Below are 4702 nucleotides of genomic sequence, written 5' to 3' on the forward strand. Positions count from 1 at the left end.
GAAAAATCCCGTTTAAAATATTTCCGGCAATTTTAAGCCCGCCAAGTCCGCTTCCTGAAAAATCCACGGCAGAGCCGGACCATAGAATGAGGGCCAGGACAACCACGGACACAGTTATCTGGTAAACTGTGTTTCTTGGGCGTTCTTCATATGCTTTTTCAATCTGTTTATTCATCAGTCGGCCCTCCTACACCAGTTTCCGGCGGCAGTAACGGCTCACCGACTCAATTAAAAATACGGCAACAAACAGCATGATAAGAATCATGCCCACACTGGGGTACTCTCTCCAGCCTAACTTCTCATTCAGAATCAGCCCAAGGCCGCCTGCGCCCACGTAGCCTAAAATCGCCGCATAGCGGACATTTCCTTCAAAGCAAAACAATCCATTGGATATATAGGAAGGAAGGACCTGGGGTATGATGGCGCTCACAAAGGCCCGGACCTTGGTGGCTCCTATGGCTTCCATTGCCTCAAAGGCCCCCATATCGGCAGTTTCGATCTCTTCATATAAAATCTTACCCATATAGGCAAAGGTGAAAACGGTGATGGCCGTAGTTCCTGCCAGAGTGCCCAGGCCGAACACATATGTGGCGATCAGAGCGGTTACCAGAGTGGGAAGTGTCCTTACAATGCTTAAGAACAATCTCATGGCACTGACAACTGCAGCGCTTTTTATGATGTTGGTGGAAGCTGCCATTGCGAAGGGAACGACGAACACCGCGCCGACCACGGTCCCCAGAAGGGACATCTTGATGGTGTCAAACAAGGGCTTCCACACCTGAGAGCTATAGGAAAATGCCGGAGGAACCATCATTCCCAATATAACAAAGAACTGATTTCCCCTTTCCAGCAAGACCCTCATGTCAAAGCCGGTGATTTTTACGGAAAGTACGGTTAAAAACACCAGGACCAAAGCGATCAGAGGAAGCCTGGAAGCCGGCCGAAAGACGGTCTTTCCGCTGGACAATACGATTTTCCTGGGCGGAAATATCTTGTCATATAAACTCATACTGCCGCCTCCTCTTCTTTTCCTTCGTATATTTCATTTAAAATATCCTGGGTAACTTCAGAAGCCGGGCCATCGTATACGATCTGACCTGCCCGTATACCCACAACGCGGCTTGCATACTGGAGCGCCAGATCCACATGGTGAATGTTTAACAGGATGGTAATGTTCATTTCCTTATTGATCCTTAAAAAATCTCCCATAACCTGTTTTGCCGTAACCGGGTCAAGGGAAGCCACCGGCTCATCGGCCAGGATGATCTGGGGATTCTGAGCCAGGGTCCTTGCAAGTGCAACTCTCTGCTGCTGGCCTCCTGACAGCTGATCCGCACGGACAAACGCCTTATCCAGGATCCCCACCTTATCAAGTGCCTCTAAGGCTCCCAGCTTATCCTCCTTTGGATAAATGCCGAACAAGGCCTTTAAAAACGGCAGTTCCGGTACCTTTGACATAAGAACATTATTAATGACCAGGGTTCTGGTCACCAGGTTAAAGGACTGGAAGATCATGCCGATCCTGCGGCGGAAGCGCCTTAACTCCTTTCCCTTTAACTGCATCACATCGGTTCCATCTACGGTCAGGCTGCCTTCCGTGATATCATGCATGCGGTTAATGGTACGGAGAAGAGTAGATTTTCCAGCACCGGAAAGACCGATGATCGCTACAAATTCTCCCTGCTCGATCTTTAAGTTAACATCTTTTAAGGCATGAAAGCCATTGGGATACTTTTTGCCCACCTGATTAAATTCAATCATATTTTCCTCATTTCCCAGGATAGAGTGCGGAGGCGCCGCAAATGTTTACCGTTTACGACGCCTCCGCAGCCTGTGTGTATTATTTATTTCGCATTTAATTCCTTAATCATCTTCTGTGCCGCACGTTCATTGTCATAATCAGTGCTCTGTGCAGGCTTATATCCATTGTGGCTGTAAATGGCGATGACTTTCTTGCCCTCTTCCGTGTTGCCAATGTTGATAAATGCGTTCTGAACTGCCTGTAAAAACGCATCATCCATGATTTTGGAGGTCTTGCTCACACTGACCGTATCATTGAAAATAGGAGGAGTCACACCGATTACACCTGTTTCTTCCCAGATGGAGCCGGCTCTTCCGTATTCAGATTTCCATTTCTCTTCATAATCCCTGCGGGCGTCCGCATAGGTACAGAGAACATCCACCTGTCCGGAAGCAAGTCTTGCAAATGCGCTTCCATAAGAATCAGACTGAACTGCGTGGGAAAGATTTAAAATATTCTTCTGGAAATTATCCTGAAGCCATAAGGAGGGATAAATGTATCCTGCCGGTGAAGAGGATGACATAACGCTCCAGTTTGCTCCGTCTAAATCCTCAAAGGTCAATGCCTCGCCCTTGTTTACCTTATCTGCCAACGCTTTTCCCTTTTCAGAAGGTCCTGCAATAATAAGCGCGCGGTAGGAAGTTGCCTGATCTGTGGTTCCCTCGGTTGCCTTACCGTCATTCCAGTCCTTTGCAGAATCGAAATTCTTGCTTAATGCATCCCTGGTGGCCGTAAGAATCACTTCTGCGCCATCATCATAAAGGACATAAGTTCCTCCAGGAATCAGACCGATATCTGCAGTACCTGCGGAAAGAGCCTCTCCGACCGCTTCATAGCTGGTTCCGACCGTAATTACTACTTCACCGATATCATAGCCTTCTTTTCCCAGCTCTGACTTCAGCATGTCTTTTAAAGGCTCTGTGGCGGTCACGATCTCTTGCGGCTCTCTGGAAGGAACAAAGTATACATTCAGTTTGTCTACCTTCTTGTTCTCAGCTTTTGCCTCCGCCTTTGTGGTTTCTCCTGCTGCAGAAGACGCTGCCTCGGTCCCTGCTGCAGTTGTGGCTCCTGTTTGGCTGCTGCCAGAACATCCGCCGATCATTGCTGCACAAAGTGCTGCTGCCATTAATACAGAAACTGTTTTTTTCATACTGCTCTCCTTTTTGTGTGATTCATCGGTTCTTGGGATCATGAGTCATCACGCACTGTCCCCTACCTCTAGCTTTGTCGGGAGATAAATTGTCATATTGTCCTTACGGCCTTCCTGGATCTGTTCCAGCAGAAGCTTGATCGCTGTCTGCCACACGATATCAGGAAACATCCGGACCTTGGTGTACGAGGGCCATTTGGATTCCAGGGTCTCAATGTCCTTATAGATGACCACAGCCACATCCTTTGGCACGCGAAGTCCTGCATCCTGGAAGGCTTCCAAAGCCCCTTCCGCGACCTCTTCGCTTCCTAAGAGCACCGCTTCCGGCAGACGGCCTGACTGGATCGCCTGCTTTGCCAGATTATAACCGCTTTCCCTGCTGATATCGCCTATGTAAAAATTTCCTTCCTCATAAAAGCCTCTCTGCATAAAAGCTCCCCGGATTCCTTCCAGTCTCCGGTAACCGATTCTTACCTGGCCTTCTTCATAAATTCCTCCGATATAGCCGACGCTGCAGTATTTTTTCTGGTCCATAAGATAGTCCAGCATTTCATGGATTCCCTTATTAAAGTCCATGACAATGCTGTCATACTCATAATCCTTTGGATCCGAATTGATGAATACGATGGCAAAACTCTGCATACGCAGAAACTCCATCTCTTCCTCGGAAAAAACGCCGAAGGCCATGATACCGTCGTACTGTCCAGGCTGATTTTTATCCAGCCGTTCAAACCGCACATCATTTTTTCCTGACATGGACTTTACGATTAAGTCCAGGGAAGAAAGCCTGATGTTGGTCCGGTCTTTCCGGATAATGTGCCAGTCAGCTACTCCTATGACAATTTCTCTTTCTTTCTGCGCATGACGCCTCCTGGGTGGGACATATTTTAACTCGTGGGCAATTCTGAATATCCTTTTTTTCACTTCCGGACTCACCACAATGGTATCATCCTGGTTTAATACCCTTGATACCGTTGCAATGGATACATCCGCAAGCTGCGAAATTTCTTTTATTGTAGCCATAATCTATATCCTCACCTTCCAATTTTCATTATAATTGCAGTTTCTGTCAGCGTCAATAAGCAAAGTAAAATTTTACTAAATTTTTACCTGGTTTTGATCCGGGATTCACAAAAAGGATGTCTGACTTGAGACATCCTTTTCCTATACCACATGGTCCTTAGTCACGGCCTCCCTTTGTCCAGACCGTGACTCTGACTTTCAACGAAGAAATTAATCCTCATTTCCTCCCAGATTCAGCTTTGCAAAAGCGTCTGCAAAAGCTGAATTGATGGGCATAACCTCTTCCTTTTTCTGCTGGTTCAAATACTTTGCCACATCTTTCTTGGATACCCCGGCTCCTTCCTTTGCACGCCGTTCCTTAAAGGAAGAAAGCTTTTCCTTGTAGCCGCATTTGCAGACAAAGATCTGTCCGTCCCCTTTTCCCCTAAGCTCCAGCTTCTTATGGCAGACCGGGCATCTTGCATTACTGGTTCTGGAAACTGTCTCCCGGTGCCCGCACTCCCTGTCCTGGCAGACCAGCATCTCGCTGTTTTTTCCTTTGACTGCCAGCATCCGCTTGCCGCAGTCCGGGCATTTGTGATTGGTTAAGTTGTCATGGTTAAAACTGCCTTCCCCTGACCTGATCTGATGGATCAGATCCCCGGAATACTGTCTGATGTCCTTCATAAACGCGGCCCGTTTTAATTTTCCCCCGGCAATTTCAGAAAGCCTCATCTCCCATTCCGCTG

Annotated in this window: 4 protein-coding genes and 1 pseudogene; all 5 read right to left on the bottom strand. The window is 47.6% G+C overall.

What is annotated here, in order from left to right:
- Positions 1-187: 187 nt before the first annotated feature.
- Positions 188-1009 carry a phosphonate ABC transporter, permease protein PhnE gene (phnE, locus tag RT269_RS20520; RefSeq protein ID WP_313185383.1) on the bottom strand — a complete coding sequence of 274 codons (822 nt, stop codon included), beginning with the start codon at positions 1007-1009 and terminating at the stop codon, positions 188-190.
- Positions 1006-1761, bottom strand: a complete 756-nt coding sequence (phnC, locus tag RT269_RS20525; RefSeq protein WP_313185384.1) for a phosphonate ABC transporter ATP-binding protein — start codon at positions 1759-1761, stop codon at positions 1006-1008. The genes phnE and phnC overlap by 4 nt, the downstream gene beginning before the upstream one ends.
- A gap of 83 nt (positions 1762-1844) precedes the next feature.
- Entirely contained in the window at positions 1845-2951 is a 1107-nt protein-coding gene (locus RT269_RS20530) for a phosphate/phosphite/phosphonate ABC transporter substrate-binding protein (protein ID WP_313185385.1), read from the bottom strand.
- Positions 2952-2999: 48 nt separating this feature from the next.
- Entirely contained in the window at positions 3000-3974 is a 975-nt protein-coding gene (locus RT269_RS20535) for a LacI family DNA-binding transcriptional regulator (RefSeq protein WP_313185386.1), read from the bottom strand.
- A gap of 210 nt (positions 3975-4184) precedes the next feature.
- A pseudogene (locus RT269_RS20540) lies at positions 4185-4702 on the bottom strand (DNA topoisomerase III); the annotation flags it as partial.

This window comes from Lacrimispora sp. (assembly GCF_032078915.1).
GTDB lineage: Bacteria > Bacillota > Clostridia > Lachnospirales > Lachnospiraceae > Lacrimispora.

Coding starts and splice junctions, on each gene's coding strand:
- phnC (WP_313185384.1), bottom strand. CDS start 1,761: ATGATTGAATTTAATCAGGTGGGCAAAAAGTATCCCAATGGCTTTCAT.
- phnE (WP_313185383.1), bottom strand. CDS start 1,009: ATGAGTTTATATGACAAGATATTTCCGCCCAGGAAAATCGTATTGTCC.
- RT269_RS20535 (WP_313185386.1), bottom strand. CDS start 3,974: ATGGCTACAATAAAAGAAATTTCGCAGCTTGCGGATGTATCCATTGCA.
- RT269_RS20530 (WP_313185385.1), bottom strand. CDS start 2,951: ATGAAAAAAACAGTTTCTGTATTAATGGCAGCAGCACTTTGTGCAGCA.